Source organism: Gimesia alba, assembly GCF_007744675.1.
Taxonomy (GTDB): domain Bacteria; phylum Planctomycetota; class Planctomycetia; order Planctomycetales; family Planctomycetaceae; genus Gimesia; species Gimesia alba.
Genome location: NZ_CP036269.1, coordinates 5,615,329 through 5,637,825 on the forward strand (window position 1 = coordinate 5,615,329; position 22,497 = coordinate 5,637,825).

General features: G+C 42.6%; 15 protein-coding genes, 1 tRNA gene and 1 pseudogene. 7 read left to right on the forward strand and 10 right to left on the reverse strand.

All coding sequences use genetic code 11. From position 1 onward, the window contains the following. Positions 1 to 61 precede the first annotated feature (61 nt). From Pan241w_RS20915 to Pan241w_RS20925, 3 genes are all read left to right on the forward strand, one after another. Complete coding sequence (locus tag Pan241w_RS20915) at positions 62 to 1,645, forward strand: glycosyltransferase family 39 protein (protein ID WP_145219594.1); 1,584 nt, start codon at positions 62 to 64, stop codon at positions 1,643 to 1,645. 97 nt (positions 1,646 to 1,742) lie between these two features. Further along, a complete protein-coding gene (locus tag Pan241w_RS20920) occupies positions 1,743 to 3,653 on the forward strand; it encodes an SUMF1/EgtB/PvdO family nonheme iron enzyme (protein ID WP_145219596.1) in 1,911 nt (636 codons plus the stop codon). Between the two features lie 913 nt (positions 3,654 to 4,566). After that, positions 4,567 to 6,480, forward strand: coding sequence for an EF-hand domain-containing protein (locus Pan241w_RS20925; protein ID WP_198000053.1), 1,914 nt, complete (start codon positions 4,567 to 4,569; stop codon positions 6,478 to 6,480). Between the two features lie 33 nt (positions 6,481 to 6,513). On the opposite strand, the gene Pan241w_RS20930 is transcribed toward Pan241w_RS20925, so the two are convergent. The 9 genes and pseudogenes from Pan241w_RS20930 to Pan241w_RS20965 all read right to left on the reverse strand — a co-directional run bounded on the left by Pan241w_RS20930 (position 6,514) and on the right by Pan241w_RS20965 (position 16,620). Continuing rightward, positions 6,514 to 7,950, reverse strand: a complete 1,437-nt coding sequence (locus Pan241w_RS20930) for a glycosyltransferase (protein WP_145219598.1) — start codon at positions 7,948 to 7,950, stop codon at positions 6,514 to 6,516. Between the two features lie 369 nt (positions 7,951 to 8,319). After that, positions 8,320 to 9,419 (reverse strand): IS3 family transposase gene (locus Pan241w_RS20935; protein WP_390621024.1). Its coding sequence is split into 2 segments (ribosomal slippage): positions 8,320 to 9,155 and positions 9,155 to 9,419, totalling 1,101 coding nucleotides; the frame shifts between segments, so codons are not numbered across the junction. Between the two features lie 70 nt (positions 9,420 to 9,489). Further along, positions 9,490 to 9,621: pseudogene (locus tag Pan241w_RS29470) on the reverse strand (IS3-like element ISBlma5 family transposase); the annotation flags it as partial. A 64-nt stretch (positions 9,622 to 9,685) separates the two neighbouring features. Further along, the gene (locus Pan241w_RS20940) at positions 9,686 to 9,826 is read right to left on the reverse strand and encodes a transposase (protein WP_145219600.1); all 141 of its coding nucleotides are present in this window, start codon (positions 9,824 to 9,826) and stop codon (positions 9,686 to 9,688) included. A gap of 221 nt (positions 9,827 to 10,047) precedes the next feature. After that, positions 10,048 to 10,491, reverse strand: a complete 444-nt coding sequence (locus tag Pan241w_RS20945; protein WP_145219602.1) for a hypothetical protein — start codon at positions 10,489 to 10,491, stop codon at positions 10,048 to 10,050. A gap of 88 nt (positions 10,492 to 10,579) precedes the next feature. Continuing rightward, positions 10,580 to 11,749, reverse strand: a complete 1,170-nt coding sequence (locus Pan241w_RS20950) for a hypothetical protein (RefSeq protein ID WP_145219604.1) — start codon at positions 11,747 to 11,749, stop codon at positions 10,580 to 10,582. A gap of 94 nt (positions 11,750 to 11,843) precedes the next feature. Next, complete coding sequence (locus Pan241w_RS20955; protein ID WP_145219606.1) at positions 11,844 to 12,962, reverse strand: hypothetical protein; 1,119 nt, start codon at positions 12,960 to 12,962, stop codon at positions 11,844 to 11,846. A 17-nt stretch (positions 12,963 to 12,979) separates the two neighbouring features. After that, a complete protein-coding gene (locus tag Pan241w_RS20960) occupies positions 12,980 to 14,860 on the reverse strand; it encodes an ArnT family glycosyltransferase (RefSeq protein ID WP_145219608.1) in 1,881 nt (626 codons plus the stop codon). A 660-nt stretch (positions 14,861 to 15,520) separates the two neighbouring features. Next, positions 15,521 to 16,620 (reverse strand): IS3 family transposase gene (locus Pan241w_RS20965; protein ID WP_145219610.1). Its coding sequence is split into 2 segments (ribosomal slippage): positions 15,521 to 16,356 and positions 16,356 to 16,620, totalling 1,101 coding nucleotides; the frame shifts between segments, so codons are not numbered across the junction. Positions 16,621 to 17,100: 480 nt separating this feature from the next. Between Pan241w_RS20965 and Pan241w_RS20970 the strand changes: the two genes are divergently transcribed. From Pan241w_RS20970 to Pan241w_RS20985, 4 genes are all read left to right on the forward strand, one after another. Further along, positions 17,101 to 17,919 (forward strand): hypothetical protein, encoded by an 819-nt coding sequence (locus Pan241w_RS20970; protein WP_145219611.1) that lies wholly within the window; start codon positions 17,101 to 17,103, stop codon positions 17,917 to 17,919. A gap of 153 nt (positions 17,920 to 18,072) precedes the next feature. Then, the gene (locus Pan241w_RS20975) at positions 18,073 to 18,279 is read left to right on the forward strand and encodes a hypothetical protein (protein ID WP_145219613.1); all 207 of its coding nucleotides are present in this window, start codon (positions 18,073 to 18,075) and stop codon (positions 18,277 to 18,279) included. 119 nt (positions 18,280 to 18,398) lie between these two features. Then, positions 18,399 to 20,105, forward strand: coding sequence for an AAA family ATPase (locus tag Pan241w_RS20980; RefSeq protein ID WP_198000055.1), 1,707 nt, complete (start codon positions 18,399 to 18,401; stop codon positions 20,103 to 20,105). Positions 20,106 to 21,109: 1,004 nt separating this feature from the next. Next, positions 21,110 to 22,372 carry a tyrosine-type recombinase/integrase gene (locus Pan241w_RS20985; RefSeq protein WP_145219618.1) on the forward strand — a complete coding sequence of 421 codons (1,263 nt, stop codon included), beginning with the start codon at positions 21,110 to 21,112 and terminating at the stop codon, positions 22,370 to 22,372. 25 nt (positions 22,373 to 22,397) lie between these two features. Here Pan241w_RS20985 and Pan241w_RS20990 read toward each other — a convergent pair. After that, positions 22,398 to 22,471: transfer RNA gene (locus tag Pan241w_RS20990), tRNA-Arg, on the reverse strand. Positions 22,472 to 22,497: the final 26 nt, after the last annotated feature.

Here is a 22,497-nt window from a genome sequence, read left to right on the forward strand (position 1 = left end):
AGTGCCCCTTGTTGAGCCCAAGTCGTGTTTTACAACTCAATCTTTTCGACCGAATATTTGAATGCCTCAAACTATACCACAAAAAGAATCTCGACAGAAAGTATATTACACGGGAATAGTATTTGCTTTAATTTTACTATTGGCATTATTCTTGCGCACGCGTTACTTAACCCAAGTGACGTATCTCTTCGATGAAAGTTTCTCATTAAAAATGACAGAGTTTTCATGGATTGAACTCTGGCAACGCGTTTCACAAGACACCCATCCTCCCCTGTCCTTCATTCTGCTCAAGCTTTGGGGGCTGTTGTTCGGTAAATCCATGCTCGCCTCCCGACTGTTTAGTGTAACTTTTGGCATACTGACAATCGCAGGCATGTTTCTTTTCATCAAAGAAGCTTATTCAACCAGAGACGAGCTCTGTTCTGATAAGCAAAATAATATGCCTCTCACCGCAGCGCTCCTGACTGCCGCATTTATTGCCCTGAATCCGCTACAGGCCTCCTGGTCGATGATTGCCCGCATGTATAGTCTGGGCACATGCCTGGCTGCGTTCTCTAGTTGGTTTTTAATGTGCGCACTCCATCAGAAAGCTCCAGGGGGACAGAACTGGATCCTATTCACTCTTACCGCAACCGCACTCGCTTACACTCACCACTTTGGTCTGTTTATTGTTACAGCCCAGTATTTTTTTGCTACGGGTTACCTCTGGTTTCAATCCCCTACGTCAAAATATCAAGATCGTATTCTTCAACTGAAACCAGTTTTCCTCTCGGCAGTCTTTTTTTTCTGGATGTGGCAACCGGTACTAATTAGCTTTTTAGATCAGAGTCAACGTGTTGACAAGCTATTTTATACAAGAGACATTCAACTAAAAGATGTAGGGTACACCTTCTACCGCCTCTTGATAGGGGAACATTGGTCTCCAAATATGACATTGGCAGGTCTGGCCATTGCTCAGCTTGTCTTTCTGGGATTACTGGTACTGCTCCTGGGGCGTTGCTCAGCCGACCTCTACATTTTTCTGGTAGTAACGATAACTTTCCTGATGGCTGTGCTTTACTCTGTGACATCAAGAAATATCTTCAAACCCCGTTACTTTCTGTATGTTCAGTTATTTATCTTTGCCGCCGCGGCAGTCCTCATCAGTCGGATTCCAAATAAATTCCTGAAGTACTCGGTGATGACATCGGCCCTCGGTGGACTGGCCCTATGCAGTTTCTGGAATGACCAGCTTCGTCTGGCAAAATCGCAACTGCCTGGAATGCATGCAGCAATCTCTCACTTTGACAATAAGAGTAAAAATAGTGCTCCACTGATTGTCTGTAATCCCTTGCTTTACACAACAGTAATCACCTGCACAAGTAACCGGGATCGCGTATTTAACTATTCGCGCGACAAAGGTCAGGAATTCCCTTACTTCCAAGGGAGTTCTGTCATGCTGGATTCAGATTACATCAGCAATCCCAAGATCGACAAGTCCTATACGGAATGGATCTGGACTCTGGATGAAAACCGTTGGCTGAAAATCAAAGTCCCCATCTCACATCAATGGAAGCTCGTTAAAGAACAATCTTTCCCTGATTATTACTGTGAACCAGTGCTGCGTCTTTACGAGAGAATTTTACCCCCAAAAGATCAAAGGTAACTGGAACAAGCCAGTTCCAGTTAGAAAAAACAAGAAATTGAATTCGACAATCAGTAAAAACAAATTTACCGGCCTATCTATCATATAAAAGTACGACATGAACCAGATCCAACTTACTACATTCTCAAAAAAGTTTTTCAAATCACAACACCGTCAAGGGTTTGCCTTGCGCGAACTACTGGTGGTACTAGTCATCTTAGGACTCCTGTGCGCTCTTCTTAGTCCTCAGATTCTGGCAGTACGGGAATCCGCGAGGCAGGATTCGTGTAAACAGAAAATGAGCCAGTTGGGTAAAGCGTTACAGAGCTACATTCAAACGCACCATAGTCTTCCTCCCGCTGCAATATGGGGGACAAACGGTATGCGATCACTTGGTCTACACGTCAGTAAACAACTTGACCGTTTTTCTTATGCGAACTGGGCTTTATTGATACTTCCTCATACGGAAGCTGCCGGAACCGTTCAGGCATACAATGGTAATTTACCCGTTACCCACCCGCAGAATATCGAAATCATAACTACCCCGCTTTCTCTTTTGAGTTGCCCCAGTGATTCTTACAATCGCTCAAAGCACCGATTTGAATCCTCTAATGGGAAGATCATTGAACTGGCACGCGGAAATTACGCCATCAATGGTGGCACACATACGGCCAAAATTGGCGCGGGATCGACATCCTCTCCCACTAGTGATTACGCTCACCTATCAATTGATCGTGAATCAAATTCTTTCCAATATTGGGGCAATGGAATTGCCGGTTTTAATAAGTCATTTCACTATGATGATTTTACAAACGGCAGCTCACATCTTGTCGCACTCGAAGAAATCCGGGCCGGCATTCATCCCGTTGATCCTCGCGGAGTCTGGGGATGGGGGCACATTGGCAGCAGTGTCACTTGGGCGCATGGAGTGAATGGAGATGATTATGGGCCAAACAACTCGTGGGATAGAGCGGACGATATCATCGGTTGCAGTAAGTTGCACAAGTTACTGGGTACCGAAAAGCTTGTCACTGAAAAGATGGGCTGTCCCTCCTACATTGATCAGAATCTACAGGCTACCTCACGCAGCCAACACTCGGGAGGAGTCAATGTTCTCTTCCTGGATGGAACTGTCAAATTCATTGCAGATCAGATTGACCCCGGACTCTGGCACGTCATTCATTCCCGCGATACACCTGATGAAATCCTGGCAACCAATTTTGAACGTCGTCTCTACATAGGAAACATTCTTGAAGATGCAGCTAAAACTTCCAATCCTTTAACAACGGGTTCAAACTCGCCCGCGGCATTTTCGAACTCAATGGGAATGAAATTTACCCTGATTCCGGCTGGTCAGTTTCAAATGGGGCTAGCTGATCGTAAAAATAATTTTGATCTACCACCAGAAACTCCACAACACAGAGTCCAGCTTACAACCCCTTTTTATTTAGGTTGCCATGAAGTTACGCAGTCAGAGTATCAAAGGATTATGGGAGATAATCCTGCATCTCATCAATCTGATTCCCAGGATACATCCCAGTTCCCTATAGAACAAGTCAGCTGGAACGAGGCTCACCTCTTCTGCAAACGGCTCTCAGAAGTTAAAGAAGAGCAAAAAGCAGGAAGAACGTATCGTCTCCCCACTGAGGCAGAATGGGAATATGCCTGTCGCACAGGATCAGACTCTCCTTATATCTTTAGAAAAAATGATGCTTATGGTGAAATGGCAGGCAGAATTTCTCCCCTGCCAGTTACGCAAGTCGGCAGTTATCAACCGAATAAATTTGGCTTGTATGACATGCGCGGCAATGTCTGGGAATGGTGTTCTGACTGGTTTGATCGCGACTATTATAGTCGCTCGCCCTCCCAGGATCCGCAAGGCCCCGAATCTGGCTATTTCAAAGTCGTTCGAGGGGGAGATTGGATCTATCGAGGAGAATTCTGCAAAATAAATTACCCGATTACAGCTCCCTGGAACAAGAATCCCTTTATCGGTTTTCGAGTCGTATGTGATATGAACCACAACTGATGATCTTGTTATGATTTTTATTTCTTATACTGATCTTCATCATCCTGAATAGAAAATATTTGAATTGAGAAACTGAGTCATGTTAAACATCATTCTTAAACCGTCTCGTTCACTAGAGACTCTTCGATTTACCATTTTGCTGATTTTGATTGAATTATTCTTTTCGGGGGGTCTCGCTGCACAAAAAAATCTCCCGGATGAAAATTCGCAGAAACTCATTATTTCAAAATTATTTGATCAGTTTGACACTGATCATTCACGACATCTTTCGTTTGCAGAATTCGTTGAGGCTTCACCACCAAATATTCGAGCCAAAAGGCGTGTCCAGTTTTACTATTGGGACACTAACTTTAATGAAAAACTTGAGATGCAGGAGATGATCGATCGAGGACACGGGAAACATCCGCGTCATCTGAATAATTTTCGATTTCTCGATGTTAACAGAGATGACCAATTAGACTTAAACGAGTTTACGGATGGGGTTCCTAATCTGACCTCAGAACAATCGAAAACCTTGTTTTCAAAGCATGATCTGGATCAGAATCAGTTCTTAATTTTGACTGAATTCTCAAAAATCACTTCAGTTCTTCCAGTTAATCAACTGGACCGTATTGTCGATCCTATCAATGAAATGGTTCATTCTATCCAAAACAGAATAGAGGGCTCATGGAATAGGTGGGATGAAGATTCGGATAATCGACTAAATCAAAAAGAATGGATTCAATCCCAACTCATCAATTCTCTGACTGAATTAAAAAAAACTTCTTTCAATGATTGGGACAGAAACAAAGATCAGTACTGCAGTCTGCCAGAAGTCAAGGAACTGGTTGATATTGCATATGGCATCCGAGATAAAAACGGACAATTATTACGTTTGGATAATGCTGTCACTGTGAATTTAAGATGGTTCATCGTGAAGGATTCAGATCAAAACCAGCTACTCAGCTTGAAAGAATATACACAAGCCGGCTTTGATTCCAATTCTGATCATACTCAGTTCCGTCAAGCAGATGTTGACCAGGATGGTGCCTTATCTTTTAAAGAATTTCAAACTTTAAAGTACCATAATCTCAGCCCTGCTTCTGTATTCGATAGATTTGATACCAATCTTGATGGGGAACTTGATTCAGATGAAATCACGTTAAATGCTGGAAGCTGGCAAAAACAATTAGTGAAATATATTTTCCCTGGTTTTGATACTGACAATAACCATTCTTTATCACTTACAGAATTTCTACATACCCCATTAAGCAATCCTTTAGGAAGTTGGTATAACATTAGAAAAGATTTGGATGGAAATGATCTGCTAGACTTTTCAGAATATTTGACTGAATCCTCACCATCCTGCCTATCATTACAAGCTCATTTCTTCAGTAATTTTGATCTTAACGATGATAAATACTTATCAGCCGAAGAGTATTTTTTTACTTCCAACCTGAATTCACGCAAGCAATTCGATCTGGCGGATAAGAACAACGATGGTGCTCTAGACGAAACCGAGTACCTGGCCACCCTCAAACCCGAACACCAGAAAGTCGGACAACGGGACTTCCGACTCTATGATCAGAACAGTGATCAGCGGATGGAGTTCGACGAATACCGCGGCACACCTGCCGTTCCTCTGGCGCAACGGCAGATTCCCGATCCGGTCATTGATCGAGTACGGCAGCAGTTGAGTACCTTCCCGAAGGCCGATCAAAATAATGATAGCCAACTCAGCATAGAAGAACTCAAAGCAGCCTTCCCTGAACTGGCCGACCAGCACAATAACAAACCGGTCGCCCGTGATGACCTGCAGCGGTTGCTGGATATCGCCTATGGCGTACGCACTCTGGACGGCCAGCTATTACGGGAACCCTCGGGCCGCGTCGTCAACTGGATGCTGTTCACACACCTGGATACCGATCATAGCGGGCAGCTCAGTGCCGGGGAACTCAAGCCCCAATTCAAACAGGATCAACAGCTCACGAAGTTCTTCCAGCAGGCGGACCAGAACAAAGACCAGCAAATCAGTCTGAAAGAATGGAAGACCACCGACCTGTGCTGGATCGATCCCGTCTACTACTTCAAACGGATCGACAAAGACGGTAATGCCCGACTCACCGCTGCCGAACTGGCATCTGACACCGGCTTCCACCGGGAACTGGCTCCGTATCTGATTCCCGCCTTCGATGGCAACGGTGATGGCGTCCTCTCACTCTACGAATACCGTGACACCCCCATCACCAACCCCCTGGTCCAGTGGCACGTGCAGCGGAAAGACTTGGACCACGACGGTATGCTCTCGGCTGCCGAATTCGACTGGAAACAGGGACTGGTCGCTCGGACCCTTATCCAAGACTACTTCCATCGCCTCGACCAGGACCGGAACCAGCGACTCGATCAAAGGGAGTTCCTTCTTCAACTCAATCTAATAAAAGCGCCGCGCGAAATCGTATTCAAAAACTTGGATAAAAACAACGACCAATACTTGTCCTTTGAAGAAATATTTGTTGCTACCAAAAGACTGATTAACTCAAAAGATACGATTAAATATGAAAAGATTATGTCAAATGTGGATAATGTTTTTAATCAGTTAGACTTGGACCATAATAGCCAGCTCAATCTAAAGGAATTTCAACAAGACCAAGCACTGGCAGTGCTGCCTCCTTATAGCTACAACACAAGGTCATTCAATAGAATTAAGAGCAATCTCCCAATTTCCCGGACTGAAAGCAGTAAGTTAGCTACCGAAAGCAACTTTACTCTCTGGGTTACCCTTATTTTGAATATTCTCCTGGTTTCACTAGTCTTCTATTATTTATTAAAAGTAAAACTGAGAAAATAAACTTCGAAAGTATGACTCAGTCAGAGACTGAATCTATGAATTTCTGAATTTTCTTTTGAACGGAAAACAGACTAAAGCAATTAAAAGTAAGATCTGAATGATCAGTGAATATCCTATCGGAATGATCATTCGCCAAACCCAATCGATCAACGAACCATTAAAATGCATACTCGTAGATGAAATGACATTCGGCAATAACAAATTGATAATACAAGCTCCCAAAACCAGAATTGAAAAATAGGCTGAAGCCCAGAACAAAAAATCAAGTGGAGTGTTCAACTTCACTGATCCCCGGGTTCCCCACCGATTGTCAGTTAAAGTCAGCAAAGATTTGAAACGCACGGGTACCAAAATAAATACGTGCAAAAACCCATATAAAACAAAAAGTAAGTAACGGATATCTCTCGTACGGAACAGCCCATAAAAAGATCTCACAGTAGCCATGGTGACCAATGTACCTAAATAATAAACCGGAATCATTAAATTGGCAGTTTCATTAATTAATAACAGACTGAAACAAAGAGCTACAGTAAACCCTATGAAAAGTAACGGCTGCATCAACATATCAAACAAGACATAAGGATGGACACAACGCTTTATTTTAAAAGTCCAAATCATTTCCCTGAAAAAACTTTTATTCCAACGGTTCTGTTGACGAATAAATTCTCCCAGTGACTCAGGAACGAAGGTCCAGGCTGTCGCCCCGGGTTGATAAATGACATGATATCCCTCACCTAAGACCAAGTTTGTAAGGTGCCTATCGTCTCCATAAGTACAAATTTCGTTACAAAAAATTTGATTGATATACTTTTCCTTTACCTCGTGCAGAATGGAAGCACGATACGCAGAAAAAGGACCTGAACAGCATAGAACAGACTTTAAATAACTTTGAGAAGCCCGTTCCAGATTAAATGAAGTCCAATAGCGTAAATCCAGTAAACGAGTCAGGAGGTTTATTTTTGAATTCTTGGGTAAAATTTCACCACAAACGGCACCAATATTGGGATCAATGAGAAGCGGTTGGATCAACTTGGGAATATTTTCCGGGATAATAAGTGTGTCCGAATCCACCGTAATTATAAATTCTCCCGAGGCAAATTCGAGCCCTTTGTGCTGCGCCCCTCGCTTGCCTTTATTTTCCTGATAAACAACTTTTATCTGATCGCATTCATATTTTTTGTAAACAGGATCTAACTCAAAACGATTTGGTGATCCATCATCTACAAAAATAATTTCTAATCCTTCAATGTTAAGGCAAGATTTTGCATATTCCATCACCATGGTCAGAATTTCAGGACTCTCGTTGTATACTGGATAAATCACTGAAATACTCGGCTGGCTTTCAACCGCACTTTGGTATTTCTTGACTACCCTCTGGTGATAAAGCTGGGCCAGACAAATTTGGATACCCAAGTGTACTAATGAGAGAATCGCATAAGATAAAACTACACCACCTACGATAACTAACACGCAATTACCTCTTTCTGATACCTAAATGCACACTTCAACTGTCCGTTTGTTATTATAAACATCATGACACAAAAGATCACTGGTTCCGTAGACCCAAAAGTATCTTGATCTCAAAATCGCTTTCGCATGAATCTTTGCGCAAGTCAGTCATAATATGACTAGAGGTCATCTCAAAACCGTTTTAAAAGTGTAAATATACATCCGAATATAACAAAGCTTTCGTAGAGATAATCATGGTATTCCCAGCGTGTGACAATCCGGCGGTGGCATGCCCCCCTTAACTTGATCCATTTGTTGTGAGAGTTTCCAATAGACTTTGACCTTGCCCCCAACCTTGAGCCAGTTGGAATGTTAGAAATCCAATGTAAATCATCCTCGGCGCGCCGAGGATGATTTTTTCGCAAACTCCACCGGGGTCAGATTTCCCAGTGAGCTATGTGGGCGGTTTTCGTTGTAGTCCAGCCGCCACTGGTCAACTTGTTCTTGAGCGTCTGCCAGGCTTAAAAACCAATGCTGGTTTAAACATTCCTGGCGAACTCGTCCATTGAACGATTCAATATACGCATTATCCGTCGGTTTTCCAAGCCGACTGAAATCCAGAGTTACCTTGTTGAAGTAAGCCCACCAGTCCAGGCTCTTCGAAATGAACTCGGGGCCGTTATCCACGCGAATCGATTGAGGACAGCCCCGAACCTCTTTGACTCGCTCCAGAGCTGCTACGACATCATCTCCCGTCATCCGGGTACCGACCCGAATAGCCAGACTCTCACGACTAAAGTTATCGACTAACGTTAACAGCCGGAATCGCTTCCCGTCAAATAGTTGATCGGACATGAAGTCCATACTCCAACTCTCATTAGTGCAGCTGGCTTTCGGTCGCGTTATTCGGACCTGACAACTTCGATTCCGCCGTGGACGTTTTCGACGCATTTGTAGGCCTTCTTCGATATAAAGACGGTAAACCAGCTTATGATTTACTTTCCATCCTTCACGCAACAAGAAAATATGTAACCGACGATAACCGAAATCCACACGGGTACTGGCAAGATCACGTAAACGGATTCGTAATTCGGCCCGCTCGTCTCGAACACTTTTGTAACGGTGGCTGGCTCGCGGAAAGTTCAAGGCTTTACAAACGCGACGTTCACTTTCGGCATAACTGACTTGCAACCGTTTCACCACTACTCGACGACGATCGGACCTCATACTTTTCCCTGGACGACATCCTGCAACATTTTTTTATCCAAGCTGAGATCAGCTACAAGTTGTTTCAGCTTTTTATTTTCTTCTTCGAGTTGCTTCAGGCGACGTACTTCAGCGACTCCCATCCCGGCAAACTTCTTTTTCCAGCGGTAGAACGTTTGTTCGGAAATACCCATCTTGCGCGTCACCTCAACGACAGCGGTTCCTGACTCAGCTTGCCGTAGTGCAAAAGCGATTTGTTCCTCTGTGTAGCGTTTTCGTTTCATAGATCTGGTCCTTTTTAAAATGAAAGAATAACAATATTTCTCACATTCCGCATGGATCAAGAAACGGGGGGAAGGTCAATTCGCAGACTGCAAGAATCTGCAGGACAGAAGCCAGATCTTTACCAGCATTCAGCATGGCATCCGCATCGCGCAATTTACGAACAATCTGTTCGGGACTGTGGCGTTTTCTTCGTTTGTTCATCAAAAGGTCTCCTCGTCTAAAGGACGCTAAGAACCTTCATAACAATTGGATCAGTTTTTGAAAATCAGACCATCACACCAACGGCTTGTGCAGCACGGTTGAATGAATAACCTTCAACTGCAACAAGATTGACCGCATCCCGCTTGAATTCTTCCGTAAACGATCGCCGGTGCTGTTTCCCTGACACTTTGAACTCCTTGCTCATGATTTCCTCCTAAGAAGATTCTGAAGTATTCTTCAGGAGTCCGCCAGTCTTGGGCTATCGCACATTGGGAAATCAGACCCCAGTGGAGTTTGCGAAAAAATCATGCCCGGCGCGCCGGGCATGATTACCTTGGATTTCTAACATTCCAACTGGTACAAGTTTGTGGGCAAGGTCAAAAGTTAACCATCCTCTATTTAGATTGGTACAACTAAAGTTCAATTTTAGTTATCAGCATCTTCATATTCGTTCCAAGATCCAGCAACGCCTTCTTTTGGATCACCCTCTGCGCAAAAATATCTGAAATAGTCTTGATCTAAAAAACAATCTTGGCAACTGGTACCTGGATAATTCCTAAGTGCAACAAAATTATTCGCACATTCAGATGGAACTGCGAAAGCACAATCATATCTCGTAACGGTTTCGCTATTGTGTTTTACTCGAGTACCACTAAGCGGAGTATTGCTTATAGTAGATTTTGCAGTATCCTTGAGATACAATATGTTTTCATTTGCTTTTGTACCATTAGAGTCATACCTGTAGCATGAGAACTCATCACACTCTGGTGTTTGGCAAGATGCATGTGAGTTCCAAGCCTGATACGAAAATAGTAAGGCGTATATCAAAACAATTCCTAAGTTAAATTCTAGCTTCCAATTTTGTTTCATACTTCCCCCAATAATTAAAAGAATGTCGCCTGACGAAAATCTAAGAAATGTGAGAGAAATTGGTAATACTTTTTCTCAACACAAAAAACTACGCTTTTGTTTTATAACGTTTGTAGAATACGATGCTTAAAATCACAAGAACAAGTATAACATTGATAACGGTTATTAGAAATCGGATGTTAATAGTGGAATTAATTTGTTGAGTCGGTTGTGGTGTATTAGATGCCAGAAGCTCATCATATGTTTTGTCACGTTCTTCCCATAAGACAATACGCTTTTTCCCATTTTTTCGCACGATATAGTTCAGTTCGTGGTTATAGCGGTCATGTTTTCGCATATCTGTTACAAATGTACCAACAGGAAAGTCAATCTGAAAATCACTGTCTTCAACTACTGGATTGATCTCATGTGATTTTACATTTGCATCTATACGAATTCTTGTTCCGCCATCCTTAAAAAACCAAATCGTAAACCATGATGTTGGAATAGCTCCCACCGGCTGACTAAAATCATATTGACAATGGTATGCTACGATTGTACGCCCCATTTCTTGAAGAGCATACTTTAGGACAACGCAATCATTTTGTTCCGGAGTGATCCATAAAATTATTTTTCTATATCCAGGTGCTTCTGAATTTTGTGAGATATCACGCTCTAAAACTGTGCATTGGATGTTATCAATGGATTGCAACTCTGGTATGGGCTTGAACTCGTTCAACGGAATTCCTAAAGAGGCATCAGATGGACAAAGCGCCCATCGAATAGGCTTAAGAGCAAAGATGGAATTTCCTCTCCACCCTGAATCAGCATAAATTGTCCCAGTTGGGTGACCTTGAAAACTACCAAGGTCTGAAGCATATTTTCCATCTGTCACCATTGTCCTTCCAAAGTCTTTTGATTGTAGACTTTTATCTGGCCACTGCCCCTTAATCCGGCAAAATACTCGAGGTGCATCAAATAATAAACTATAATTCAAATTAAATGTAATATAATCCTTTGCAAGTTTATCTTCCTCCACAGGAGCCGGATTAACTGCCTTTTCTTCTTCTTCGTCCGAATTTAACTTAAAATGGCGTTTGCTTCGTGTTTGCTTTACTGATACTTCAAAGCTTGCACTCTGAATTCTTTCACTTCGCTGTTTCCAAACGGTAAGAATTTCGTCAATTTGTAGAGGTGAGTTTTCTGACGCAAGTGAAACCCGACAAAATGAGTTTGCAAAAATAATACAAATAAGATGCAGGGTAAATATGCGGTTCATTTTACTGCCTTATTTCTTTCTCAAATAAAAAAACAGCGTGAATGGATGTAGGTAAAACTTCATCTATACTTATGCTGATAATACTTGAGAAGTATTACGAGGATTTCAATATTACATCATGGGCTGAGATTGAGAAAGAAAATGGCAATTTTAGAAAACGCTCTTTCCCATTACTAAGTTTAAGGTAAACTTCTAAAATACCAGAGTGAACTCCCGCCGATTGTGCATATAGAGTAAAATATAAAACTGAAAAGTGAGGTGACGAGTCATCTTGTTCAACATGCTCAAGTTCTATATTATAGTTTTTTCCGAAGTGTTTTTTTAAAGCACACTTCATAATCTTAAATGGTGATTTTGACTTTGATTTGATTTTCACCACGATCTTTCGCTTATCATCAATCGAAAGATTTGACAGTAGAATAGAGTCTGGAGTCACAAGCCAGTCTGACTCAACATTTACCTTATATGTTAGGCTTCGTGCGAGAAAATATTTACGGTCCACCGGCTTGACATAGACATTAATCATGCCCTTATAGAGACCAGCCAAAAGAGTTAAATTCGGTTTCAGTGTTATAATGTAATCACTGTCATGACGGGTATAGTTTTTAATAAACGCAGTGCAAATATCCTCTTGTGTATTTTCAATTTTAATTGACTCGATCTCATTAAGAGTAGTAACCGGCACTCTTATTTCTACTTCTTTCTTAGTTGTGTCTGATGTATCAATAACTAGTGATCTCGAATTCATGAAAATGGGAGGGAGTAAGTCAGCATTGATTTTCCAGTTATTAATCTCAAAGTAGGGTGAATGAATAGTTGTTTTGATTGTAGTTTCGAATTTCCCTGGTTCAGTCGCTTGGGCAGAGTTACTTAAATCACCCCTTATCAAATCGAATACCGCGATGAAATTCTTTTTGGCTTTGGGGGGAATATAGATTCTCGATGTAGAAAGCTTTGTGCAATTACAGTCAGCGGAGAGCGATACATTAAGCCCTTGATCTGACAAGTTTTCAATCCAGATTTTATGTTCAAAACGTTGTTGTTCCCAAACTTTACCTAAAGTAAGTGATTGCTCCGAAATTTTTATTAATGGTTTTCTATCCTTTAACTGCTCTGATATTAGAACTTCTCCAAAGTAGCCCCCTAAAAACCATGTAGCCCCCCCCCCAAAAAAAATTAGTATTGGAATGTAGATGATTGAGAGTATTTTCATTATGACCTCTCTGAAAGTTAGAATTCTATCTGATTAGTATCATTCTTGTTCTTGAGCGAAGAAGCAGTATAAATCCAAATCGACCCTCCAACTTGAGATGAAGCTTTATAAGATCTAAGACCTTTAAAATAATCAGGTGCAATAATGGCAAGCCTATTATCACCATTAAAAATGTAGCCTCCAGTTCCAAATAACTTATTTACTGACACTGCACATACTGCTTGTGGGTTTGCATCAAAAAAAATTTTTACATCTTCAATATCTGAGAAGTTTGGTGGTTGTGAAAAACTAATTCCTAATGATGTGGGGTCTATTGAGCCATGATATCCAAGTCTCAAATCTTTTGATTGGTGTCGTGCCTTTTTTAAATACAATAAGTCTTGCCCCCAGTCCAAATTACTTCCAAGTAGATGTTTGCTTCCATTTTTCATATAACCAACAAATTCATTAAAATATGCAAGTTGATTAGGATACACGTAAACACAAGAGGTGATAACCCAAACAGTACAAAGGAAAGATAGCATACGAACAGAACTATAAACAATGGCAGGAATAGAATTGTTTGTCAACCAAAAGAAAGGTCTGCCAATAAAAATAAACACGAATCCAAAAGCTGGCAAAAGATATCTTAAATGTGCATTAACTTCTGTTTGCAAGCTTACAAAGATAAATAAAACAACAGCCGGAATGATAAGAATAATCTCATCCCGCCAATGTGATTGAACTTCTACTGGGAACAAAAAGTAAGTGCTAAGCGCAACGAGAAAAAGCAATAACATACCAATTGGAACTTTCACTAAGAGGGCATAAAAGTAATAGTAATACCATCCCCCATCTTTCCATTCACCTCTGAGGTAGTTCTGCTGTTCGTAGTCTTCAAAATCTTTTTTCTGTATATCTATTCCACGTAAATAATTTGCTGGAAGAGGGACCATTAATTCTCCCCAGATAGTTCCAGAAAATCGGTTACCTTCTTTGCAGTCTTTTTCTATACCAGACATTGTTTTACTAATAAAAGTAAATTCATTTAGCTTTGTCAGCGACCCCTCAAATCCGTATCCTAGATTAAGCAAGTAAAGTCCAAGCAATAAAATAAATGTAATTTGCGAGAATTTCGGGCGTGGTTGAGGGGATAAGTTCATCTTATTCGATTTCCATTCCACACTACACCAAAACAACCAAAGAAGAGGCCACAGCCCAAATAGTATGATCCAAGTTGATTTAGATAACTCAGCAAGCCCTAGTAAAACGCCAGCAAATGTGGCACGTAACCAGGTAGGTTTTTTTAGCCACTTCCAAAAACCGTAACTAGAAGCAAGTCCGAATGTAGTAGCTGCACAATCAGTAGATATCAATTCTGCATGTGCAATAATATTCGGTTCGAAGCACCATAGTGTGAGTGAAAACAACCCCGCACAATTGTTACCCCAAAGCTCTTTCGACCAAAAGAAACAAATTAGTCCTCCTATTAAACTAAAAGGAATACACATCCATCGAGCAATAGTAAATAACCAGATAGAGCGTTCTCCATTGACTCTGACAAAATCAATTCCAATCCTAAACTCAGGTCTTGCGCCAAGCTTTTGATTTATACCGCTCCAGTCAGATTCATACCCGACTGCTTTTACAGGTAATGCAGCCAACATGCGGACTAGTGGTGGATTGACTCGGAACAGCTCAAATTGCCCAGACTCCCAATGGTGTAATCCAGCCACTAGAAATGCAGGTTCAAGCATGGTTGGACTATGCTTTGTTGCTGAATATGCCAACATTCCAGCATGTACTAGGAGTAGAAATGACACTGACAAGCCCGCTAAGCGATTATTTGAACAAATGCGTTCAAATAATCTTTGTATGTTGATCACCACCGATTTTGCTAAACCAGATTGATTTTCCAAAAGAGTAGATTCCTAAGCAATCATTTGACACTTGTGCTGAGAATTACATAATCGAAACATCACATCATCCCCTCTGTTGTAATATTTACACATATGACAAGCCATCGACTATACATTTATTAAAATACAAGTCAATGAAATCCTGTTACGGAGCTCCTCAGATATGGTGGCTGCTGGATTTAGGTTGGGTTAGGTAATTTCGCTGTGCAGTCTCCAATCGGGCTGCGCCCTCGTTCCACTGTCTGCTTCCTGGCGGATTTCAGTAGATCGATTCAGGACTTTATTCATTGTAAATAATGAAGAGCTCTAGTTCGACTGTCCTAGATCCTTTTTCGCTCCAGATTCTTTGGTGGGAGCCTGTTATGCTGTTTCCAATGATATAGCCTTGCCTGCTGGTTTCGAAGTAATCGTTGCTCGGTTCGCCATCTCACGTTGCGGGGTGAATCGTATTCCATCTCTCGTCTCAATATCGACACGATCCCCAAACGGACCTGATTCAACGTCATCGCAGGCGTCTTTTTTTTCGCCCGCCGTGTTTCGACGGTTAAAAACCAAAACTTGATCTGCCCCCACGGACGGTACCAGTTGTAATGTTACAATTTTAAGTTGTGCCCTTGCCCCCAACCTTGAGCCAGTTGGAATGTTAGAACTCCAAGGTAATCATGCCCGGCGCGCCGGGCATGATTTTTTCGCAAACTCCACTGGGGTTTGATTTCCCAGTGAGCTGTGTGGACGGTTTTCGTTGTAGTCCAGCCGCCACTGGTCAACTTGTTCTTGAGCATCTGCCAAGCTTAAAAACCAATGCTGGTTTAAACATTCCTGGCGAACTCGTCCGTTGAACGATTCAATATACGCATTATCCGTCGGTTTTCCAAGCCGACTGAAATCCAGAGTCACGTTGTTGAAGTAAGCCCACCAGTCCAAACTCTTCGAAATGAACTCGGGACCGTTATCTACACGGATTGACTGGGGACAGCCTCGAGCCTCTTTGACGCGATCCAGAGCTGCCACCACATCATCTCCAGTCAGCCGTGTTCCCACCTGAATGGCCAGACTCTCACGACTAAAGTTATCGACTAACGTCAACAGCCTGAATCGTTTCCCGTCAAACAGCTGATCGGTCATGAAGTCCATGCTCCAACTCTCATTAGTGCTACTGGCTTTCGGTCGTGTTACACGAACCTGACAACTCCGATTCCGTCGTGGACGTTTTCGACGCATTTGCAAGCCTTCTTCGACATAAAGTCGGTAAACCAGCTTGTGATTCACTTTCCATCCTTCACGAAGAAGGAGTATATGTAATCGCCGATAACCGTAATGCGTACGACTACTGGCCAGATCACGTAACCGGATTCGTAATTCGGTCCGCTCGTCTCGAACGCTTTTGTAACGGCGGCTGGCACGTAGAAACCGTAAAGCACGACAAGCTCGGCGTTCACTGATTTCGTAAGCATGCTGTAGCCGTTTAACAACCGTTCGGCGACGATCAGACCTTAAACCTTTCCCTGGATGACATCCTGCAACATTTTTTTATCCAGGCTGAGATCGGCTACAAGCTGTTTCAGCTTTTTATTTTCTTCTTCGAGTTGCTTCAGGCGGCGTACTTCAGCGACTCCCATCCCGGCAAACTTCTTTTTCCAGCGGTAGAACGTTTGTTCGGAGATGCCCATCTTGCGAGTCACCTCAACCACCGGGGTCCCTGATTCTGCCTGACGTAAAGCGAAGGCAATCTGTTCTTCTGTGAAGCGTTTTCGTTTCATTTTCTGGTCCTTTCTCAAAATATAAGATAACAAAATCTCTCACATTCTGCATGGATCAAGAAATGGGGGGAAGGTCACTTTGCTATCGAAGTACCGGACTCATGATGCCGAAAAACAATCTGCTCCTTCGAAAATCGTTTCCGTTTCATGCTGTCTGATCCTCCTGCGAAAAATACAAGATAACAAAAGTTCTCGCAATTTGCATGGAACAGGAATCGGGAGGGGAAGGTCACCACGTTATCGGATTGGGCTAAAAAATGTGATCTAATCACCCGAAATACCAAAAGTGAAAACACCAAGTTCGAAAGATCGAATTTCTGTTTGTGGCGACACTTGAGTTATTGTAGAATGGCACTTGAAAGATGTGTGGATACAAGAGGATCGTCCAATATCATAATCTATAGTGCTATGATTTTAACCAGATGCAGGTTAAACCCCTGCTTCGGCTGATTATCAAAATATTTCGAATGCCACACTTTGATGAGCAGTCAACCCGGTTTTGAAGAACACAAAACTATGAATAGTGAAAGTGACTATGAGGATCCCAATGAATTGATTCGCGAAATGACCAATTTCGCTTACTCTTGTCTTTACCATATTGAGTGTGTTTTCAATTCCCTAAAACGTGTTAGCCGAAGATTCCCTATCAATGAAGGCTATTCACGTTTTGGCTGGGTGCTTCGCGGCGAACTTACAAAATGCTTTGCTCATTGTGTAACACACATCAAAAAATTGGAAGAAATCTACGAACCATATTGGTCTGATCGAAGTAGACTCAATTTTGCTATTGAACTCGTAACAGAAGCGAATGCAGAATGGTTACACCCCATTTCATTTAAAGGATATGAATCGCTAATCGCCCTTGAAGCCGTTGATGATATGGCAAATAGGTTCTACAGCAGTGATTTTCTCCAAATAGCTTCCTGGGCCGAAGAAAGAGTCGAATCTGAAACAGAACTCGAAGATATCAGAAGTTTCTTAGAAGAGTTTTCGGAAATCAATGACGAGTTTGTCAAAATGCTGCACTTTAAGCTCGAGCAGCAATTAAGGGTAGCTGAAAAATCATTGCGGTCTGAGCAACCAACAACAGGCACGAACACCGCGAACAGTTCAAAAATAAAACTGCCTGAAAACCCGGATGTTTTAGATCTCTGCAAGATGCTTAAAAAGTTGTATCCTATGATCACGCAAGCTGAGGTTGCTCGCCAATTTATAGGTAATGCTAAGCACCTTAATGCAGACAGCCTCTTGCAGCAGGCCAGACGGTATAGGCACTTGTGGCATCCAGACCATATTTGATCTGTTATTTACCACACGCGAACAGTGCGAACAATTAGGTGTTCGCGCTCTATTTCCAGCTTTTCTTCCGAAATCATTTTGCTTTAATCACCTCAACAGCAATCAAAACAGTATTGATTGCATCTCACACGACTCTGTGAACGAGGTGAATTCATGACAAAATCAACAGGACAAATAGAGCCGCAAACTCTCTACTCTCTCGAAGAATTCAAACAAGTATCAGGCATGGGAAACTGGGCACTACGCCAGGCACGTAAAGCCGGCTTAAAAATGCTAAAGGTCGGGAATAGAAAGTTTGTCAAAGGACAAGCATTCATTAATTTCCTGGACTCCCAGAATGCCAACAATCCCCAAGCATAACTGCTTCCGGGATGATTTTAGTTTCAATCTTGCGACCAACCATAAATCATTTCACAAAGCACAATTATGAGAAAAAACTATCGGAATATATCACCACACTATATTCGGGAGGATGCTTGGTGATATCAAAAACCTCAGAAGAACTTGCTCAACCAGGAAAGATGGAAAACTATGCCGTTGGTTGTCTGTTAATTGATCCAAAGTGCAGAGATGAAGTATCAGAATTAACTGTTGATCATTTCTATAGTGATCGAAACAGGACAATTCTGATGTCTATTGATCGTCTTCGGAAAAACAGAATACCAATTGATACCGGCACGATTGCCGAAGATTTAGCCAATCAAGGTAACCTAAGCCAAATTGGCGGTGTGCCATACCTGATCGCATTAATGGAATCAGCCCCACAAACAGCCCATTATAGCCACTATGCAAAACGGGTAATAGATCGACGTTGGCGGGCTGATCTCAGTAGGAAGCTTCTACAAGCGGGGGAATCACTCAACAGCGGCGAAGATCTCGATAAAGTCCTATGTGAGCTCAATCTATCTTCTGAAGTACAAGGTAAAAAACGGTTTGAGTTCCTAACGTCCACAGAACTAATTAAAAGCAACTTTAAACACGAGTATCTGATCAATGGTGTGTTACTCAAAGGTCAACCCTGCATCATTGCGGGTCCTAAAAAATGTCTTAAAACAAACATACTGATTGCATTAGCAGTAAGTCTTGCAACCGGACAACCATTTCTTGGTAAGTTCTATGTAGAAAAAAACGGGAATGTTGGTGTGATGTCTGGTGAATCAGGGCCTGCAACTATTCAGGAGACTTTTCTAAGAATCTCCAAGAGTATGGGATGTCCCCCCGATCAGATAGAAGGGATTCATTTCTGCTTTGAGTTACCTGCAATCGAAAACGAACCAGATCTTTTGCATATCAGGCGAACCATAGAGTATAAAAATCTCGACGTTTTAATTATTGATCCTGCTTACCTATGCCTTAGTTTAGGTGACGGGGCCAGCAATCTATTCTCAGTCGGTGAAAAATTGAAACTGCTCTCCAGGTTGGGACAGGAAACAGGTTGTACAATCATTCTGGTTCATCACACGCGAAAGAGTAACGGCCGGAATGAATTCTCAGAGCCACAACTTGAGGAAATCGCTTTTGCTGGTTTTCAGGAGTGGGCAAGGCAATGGATCCTATTGAATCGTCGAGAAGAATACCGCCCAGATAACGCTGGCATTCACAAGCTCCATTTCGTTGCTGGTGGCTCTGCTGGGCATTCTCAGGGATGGGCACTCGATATCAATGAGGGCTCCATCGACAACGAGGGCGGGCGAGTGTGGGAAACCAGATTGTTTGCCTCTCAGCAGGCCAGAGCCGAGAAACGTGCGTCTAAAGAGCAAGACAAGCATCGGGCCAAGAAAGAACAATTAGAATCAGATATAAATAAGGTTTTTATAGCCCTTGAGAAACTTGGAAAACCGTCTCCAGCCTCAACTATTCGTGATAAAGCAAAGCTGTCAACGCAACGAACTAATACAGCACTACTTGAACTTGAGGAATCTAAAAGTATCGAGTCCACTTTTAAGAAAGCCGGGAACGGACGGTCTTGTGAACATTACAGCCTTTCAACGGTAATGGCGGGACGCAACGGTACACAGCGGGATAATGAGATATCCCTTTCCTCTGAGCACCACGGCGGGATAGGTCCCCCCTATAAGGGGGACCGTCCCGTGGCGGTGCATGTGTCTGAGTCGGCTTGTAAACAGAGGGATATTCACGAACTCGTTGATTCCAAAGAAGAGAAAGTTATCACAAATAGATTCTGACCAAGATGGTATTCTGAGTGAATCCAGATTCAGCAACTGAGCAGAACACTTCATGTTGGGGCTTCCTGAGGTAGTCCACTTTCGCAACACATAAACATGTACACACATCAGTTAAATACTGAAATTATTTCCTGGGAAATAAACGCCCCTGCAAGACTGGTTTTGTTGAAAAGAAAATGCAACCACTGATGGAACCCTCAAAGATGCGATGACGACGAATTCGTAGAGTGGATTCTGCTCTTAAGCATAATGGATAAGGAGTAATTTTTTATATATTCGATAAAATCCTGTAATTCTGCCCGAGAGTTACCAGGTTCGAAATAAGCGGTGTTAGAGATGTCATGGGTCCTTCCTGGAGTTAAAAAGTATTCGATACCATAGGGAACTGCCGGCTTTTGTACTCGCCTTTCGTTTTATTATTTCGGGTCTGGCAGGAGTGAAGACAACAAATGGGGGGATAAATCATGGCACAGGGATTGATTTGAAGCTGACCCTTTTCATCATCACCCCTGAAACATCACTCTGAAACCAACGTTTCTGACACAAGTGTCAGGTGTCTGCAGTGTCTGCGAGTATCAGCATTGAAAAAACATTTTGATTCATGACTTAACGGGTACAAGCTAATATTGACAATAGGGAGGTTCGCATAGAAAATCGAGTCTTCATAAAGCCGAAAGGCAACGAGTGATTAATTCAAAAAACAACAAGTATCTAAGAATCCATACTCTTGCGCGGAGTGGGGTAGCCGTAAGGCCCCCGGGGCGGCACTTGTCCGCCCTTGAAGCTGCACGTGAGAGTATGGGTTCTTTTTTGCGCACTGTGCTCAGTGTGTGGAAAGGTGCTTTATCATGAGTACTTTCACATCCTATTGCGTCTCCAACACTCACCAGGTTTCCTCAGTTAAAAAACGTTTTCAGCGGTCTACAAACTGGGCAATCTTGGAAGCCATCCTCCTCATCACTATGGCACACAGAATCACATAGGAGCCCCTGTAACACGATGAAATGAAACTGGATGAATACCAACTTGTTAATAGGCGGATTAAAGGGGAAGTTGAAATAATGGCAGTAATTAAGACAATCCTATTTAAGAGAGACAACAGTAATAATTTCTATGTGAAGTGGGTTGATCCTGCGACAGGACGTGAGAAACGCAAGAGTACCCACACTAAAATTAGACGTGATGCGGAAAGGTTCGCTGATCGCCTGGAAAAGGAACTCAACGAAGGTACCTATTTTGAAATTCCCAAAACGACATGGATAGATTTTCTGCAGCGATACGAAACAGAAGTCATGCCAGGCTTTGCAGATAGTTCAATAGCAAAAGCGTTGATCACTTTCAGGCATATCGAGAGGATTATTAAGCCGAATTTGCTTATGCAGATTGATGCTACCGCAATCAGCAAAATGGTCAAAGAGATGCGGTCACAGGGGCTTGAAGAAGTGACCATCAAAGGCTATTTAATTTACACAAAGTCTGCTCTGAACTGGGCGCACTCAGTAGGGTTAATTCCGGTAGTCCCAAAGTTTCCCAAGTTTAAACGTATTCGGGAAGAAAAGGCGATGCGCGGGCGCCCTCTCTGCTTAGAGGAATTTGAAAGGATGCTATCAGCCGTCCCAAGCGTCTGTGGAGAAAAACAGACCGAATCATGGCGGTTTCACTTACGGGGTTTGTGGTGCTCTGGATTACGACTCACAGAGTCTTTAGAACTGTACTGGGATCGAGAAGATAAATTATCAATTGATCTCACTGGCAGGCGCCCTATGCTCAGGATTCGTATGGAAGCAGAGAAAGGCAACAAAGACCGGTTGCTTCCTATCGTTCCCGAATTCGCTACACTTCTTGAAGAGGTGCCAGAGGACGAGCGAACCGGGCCGGTGTTCAACCCACTGGCTAGAAAGAAGCGAACCGAACGAATGTTACCGTCGACGATATCAAAGCAGATAGCCAACATAGGAGAGAAAGCTAATATCGTGGTCGGTGATAAAGGGAACATTGACAAGAAGACCGGTAAGAGAAAACCCCGATTTGCGTCTGCCCATGATTTACGGCGTTCATTCGGTGAACGATGGTCCCTGAAAGTCATGCCAGATGTGCTTATGTTGCTCATGCGCCATTCAGACATTGATACAACCATGAAATATTATGTTGGTAGGAATGCTCAGAAGGCAGCAGAAGTAATTTGGGGAGCTGATGCGGAATTAGGTACCAATTCTGGTACCAGTTTGAATTCCAGCCAAAAACCGAAAAACAGCAAACCCATTTAACCCTACAAATCGTGGGTATTTTCATTACCCCCGGCAGGGTTCGAACCTGCGACCTATGCTTTAGGAAAGCATTGCTCTATCCAACTGAGCTACGGGGGCCTGTGAATGGTCCTACTATAGTAGGG